The 3,779-nt window shown below is 68.3% G+C and carries 4 protein-coding genes; all 4 read right to left on the bottom strand.

Translation table 11 applies throughout. The annotated features are described in order from the left end of the window. Positions 1-1,137: hypothetical protein (locus ND748_RS27600; RefSeq protein ID WP_251749130.1), on the bottom strand; the 1,137-nt coding region annotated here is incomplete at its 3' end. Continuing rightward, positions 1,134-1,937 (bottom strand): hypothetical protein, encoded by an 804-nt coding sequence (locus ND748_RS27595; protein WP_251749129.1) that lies wholly within the window; start codon positions 1,935-1,937, stop codon positions 1,134-1,136. The genes ND748_RS27600 and ND748_RS27595, both read right to left, overlap by 4 nt. A 69-nt stretch (positions 1,938-2,006) precedes the next feature. Next, positions 2,007-2,420, bottom strand: coding sequence for a DUF6112 family protein (locus ND748_RS27590; RefSeq protein ID WP_044885412.1), 414 nt, complete (start codon positions 2,418-2,420; stop codon positions 2,007-2,009). Positions 2,421-2,433: 13 nt separating this feature from the next. Next, positions 2,434-3,779, bottom strand: a 1,346-nt coding sequence (locus ND748_RS27585) for a hypothetical protein (RefSeq protein ID WP_251749128.1), incomplete at its 5' end; no start/stop codon positions are given.

Genomic DNA, 3,779 nt, shown 5'->3' with positions numbered 1-3,779 from the left:
GGTCCGGGGTCGGCCGCCGGAGCCCCGCACCGACGCGGTCGCGGCACCGGCCCGGGATGACCCGCCCACGGGCGCGCCGATTCCGCCGCGTCCGGTCCGTAGCGCGGCCGGCCGAGCGAGTCCGGGTTCCACACCGATGCCGCCGGTGTCGCCGAGGACGCCGCGATTACGTGTCTGGAGCCGGGCACCAATTCCGCGGAAGGTCTCCCGGGACGTCGATCCGAGCAGTGCGCCCGCGCCCTGGCCAAAGGATGCGGCGCTGCGCCGGCCTGCCGAGCCGACGGCCCGCATCAGATGGACATCGGCGAATCCCATCAGGCGCATGAGGACGAAGGGGGCGAACACCGCGGCAATCATGACCACGGTCCCACTGAGGATCGTCAGGGTCTGATCGACCGTGGATCCGGTCGAGTCGCTGGCCATCCCGGCGCCGAGTGTGAAGATGGCATAGATGACTGGCTTCGCGAAGATCAGAGCCAGGAGGAGTTCGGTGGCACGCTTGAGCCAGGCGCTCGTCGACATCGTCGGCTGCCCGGCGAGGTAGAGCGGGATGAAGACCGCCATCACGATGATCGCGACCTTGCGGATGTAGAGCACCACGAACAACGCGAACGAGAACATCGCGACGAGCAGCGACAGCACGAGATCGAGGGCGAAGTTGCCCTGTTCTGGTAGCGCCCGTACCTGGGCCACGAGATCGGATCCCAGCGGTTTGCCGTTGCCGAAGGCGTCAGCGATGCCATCCGAGGCGGTCAGAATCATCTGAAGCAGCGCAAGCGCGACGAAGGAGCCCAGGATCGAGGTGCCGGTTGCCGTGAGCGCCCGGACGAAGACGTGCGGGTCGCCCCGCACCGCCCCCATGATGCAGGCGCAGAGGAAGAGGCCGGTGACGATCAACACCGCGATCCCGAACGCGATGTTGTAGTTCTGGACGACGTAGTCGGCCTTCAGGTCGACGGTCGTCTTCTGCGCCGCGAAGCTGAACACGGAACTCGACAGGTCCGCGGCCATCCCACAGAACGCCGTCCCCATCGAATTGAAGTAGGCATCCACACTCCCCGAAATCGCGCCCTTGATTGCACTGAGGGGATTCAGAGAGCTGAAGGACGCGGCGATAACTTCGTTACCTGCGGTCACGTGCCGGCTCCGACCAATAGAAATTCCTTGAAACTTTCGGCTGCGCGCTGAGTGATATCTGGCTCTGCGGGACCATCACCCGCGTCCTTAAGTTTCCAGTCCCCCTCCTGCCATACAATTTGACAGAAGTCCGTCCCCCAGCCTTGCCGAGGTGCTAGGCTAGGGTTAGCATTCCCGTAAATGCCGAATGCTACAATCCCCCAGATTGTAATATTTGCTTCATTTTCATTGTAAGAACGGACCGCATACCCGATGCCTCGTCCAGTCAGACTAAAGTCAGGACTCTGGATCGACGGGACGCCGTACGCCTTTGCGCTGTCTTTATCATTTTGAATGATCGTATCGGCGATCCGTTTAGAAGCCTCGGGAAGCGCAATCGACTCGTACATCTTTCTGATCCGGGAAGGCTCGCGATTCCGCAGTGTCCCAGTGATGGCGTCGTAGTTGGCGCAGGCGCTCACTGCACCGGCTTCGGTGTGGGGATAGCCGACTGGGATGCCGAACTCGTTGATACGAGTGGGGAGGCCGGGGACCTGGCTACCACTCGTGGCGCCTTGTGGCTTCCCCTCGGCGGAATCAGGCTTCGGGGCCAGGGTGGGGGTGGGTGGTATTGCCGCCGGGCTAGTGGTCGGAGCTGTGCTGGGGGTGGGGGCGGGCGCGACTGAGGCGGTGTCTGGACTCGCGCCCTTGTCCGGGATGACATAGCGTCCGATCACCAAACCGCCGATCACGCTCACCGCGCCAGTGGCTACGATGATGATGATCAGGCGTCTGGCCACACTCTCCATCAGGACCGGCAACGCCCACTCCCCTCCCAAGACGGCACGGTCATCATCGCAATGTCCGCCCGCTGGTACCCGGGGAACCAGTCAGAAGAGCGTTGACGATGGGTCATGGACCACGCCGGGGTCAACGGCGACAGTGACAACGACGGCGGGCGGGCGCTGCCCCCCCGGGTTGGGCGCGGGGGCGGTGGCCGTTGCGCCGGTGGCCAGGAAGAAGTTGATGAAGGCCGCGGCGGCGCCGACGAGGAATGCCAGCCCGAAGCCGGCGATGACGCCGCTCTTTCCGACCGTCGAAGCTCGCTCGAGTCCCATCCGCTCGCCGAGTGCCCAGGCGATCCCGCCGAGTAGCACGGCGGCGACGGCAGCGATCACTGCATAGGCGGCCAGGCCGTTGACCAGGTCTTTCAGCGCGTTGATGCCGGGCGCTTTGGTGTCGTCCGGGTTCACCTTCACGTCGGCCAGGATGACGGTCGCCTTGGCGGCGGCGTCCAGGATCATCGCGGTTCCTTTCTCACGGGCGGGCTCCGCCCGGACGATCCGGTCCGGCGATCCTTGAGGGTGCCGTTGGTGACCGTAGGTCGCCGAATGATACGCCTGGCGGCGTGGGGTGATCTCCAGTAGTGCTCGCGGGGCCGCTGGTCGCGCCGGCCCCTGTGCGAGCAGTGACCGGTCCGATGGCTTCAGGTGCGGGTCCCGCGGGCCGCTCGCCGGCTGCCGGAGGGGCCGCTACCTCGGCTTTTGCCAATGCGAACAGGCTTTCCACGGTGGCCGCGGCCAGTCGCATGTAGGCACGGCGAGTACGTCGGCGTAGCCGTGGGATGCGGACCGGCGTGTGCCGGCTCGGGTCCAGTCGGGCGTCGTAGGGGATGCGCACGAGGGAGTCCACCTGCCGGCCGAGCCGCGCCGCGGCCGCCCGAGTGCGGGGCGATGGCCGACCGCGCCGCGGGGCGACGATCGCTGCGACGATCGGCGGCCCCCCGTCGCGGGTCTGCCGTCGGCCCGGCGCCTCGCGGAACGCCCGCAACCGCATGAGAGTCGCCTCCAGATCGGCCGCCGTGGCGAGCGTCGTCAGGACGACGAGATCCGCGGCCTCCACCGCCACCTCGGTCAGTGGAGCTCCGGTCGGCGCGTCGACCAGTACCAGCGGGTAGGAGTGCGCGAGCAGGCCCAACGTCGAGCGCAGGCCGGTCGGCGTGACCGGCTGGGTGCCGGACGGGACCGCGGGCGCGTCCTGGCCCGCAGGGCCGTCGTCGACGGGCGGCGAATCGGCGGTGATCTGGCCGGCGTCGGGCCGGACCGGCAGTACGTCGAGGTCCCGGGCGCCGCCGGATCGACGGCCACTGATCATTAGGCGTAGCTCCGGGGCGGAACCGTCGGCGGCCTGGTATCGGACGACGTCCGCGACCGTGGTCGTCCCGGCGGAGCCGACCCGACTGGTCAGTGGGTCGCCGCGGGGCTCTTCCTCGTTGTCGCCCGAGGCCGGCGCCGTGACCCCAGCCGGAAACTCGCCGGGCCACAGGTCGACGGCGAGCACCGGATGCGCACGCACCCCCGTCAGAGTCAGGCCGATGACGCCGGCGAGCGTCGTCGTCCCCGAGTACGGGAACAGCGAAGTCACGGTGATCCGCCAGGAGCCCGGCAGCGGGATGCGGGCCCGGTCGCGGACCGAGAGCCGGACCGGGATCTCCTCCCACGGCTGCAGGCCGCCCGCGCCGCGGCGCGCTTGCTCCCATGGCCTGAGCTGACCGTCGGACGCCGGCCGGCGCGCCGAGCCCGGTCGGTCCGAAACTGGTACGGCTGCCTCGCGGGAGGGGCGGGACGGGCGAGCGGGCCGCGGTGCCGGCGCGGGCACCGCGC

It is taken from the genome of Frankia sp. AiPs1, assembly GCF_023716945.1.
Lineage (GTDB): Bacteria > Actinomycetota > Actinomycetes > Frankiales > Frankiaceae > Frankia.
Note: the sequence above shows the minus strand (reverse complement) of the source record. Positions and strands in the feature narration are given on the sequence as shown.

What these genes read in the sequence shown, in the direction of transcription:
- ND748_RS27590 (WP_044885412.1), bottom strand. Translation starts at nt 2,420, where the DNA reads ATGATCCTGGACGCCGCCGCCAAGGCGACCGTCATCCTGGCCGACGTG.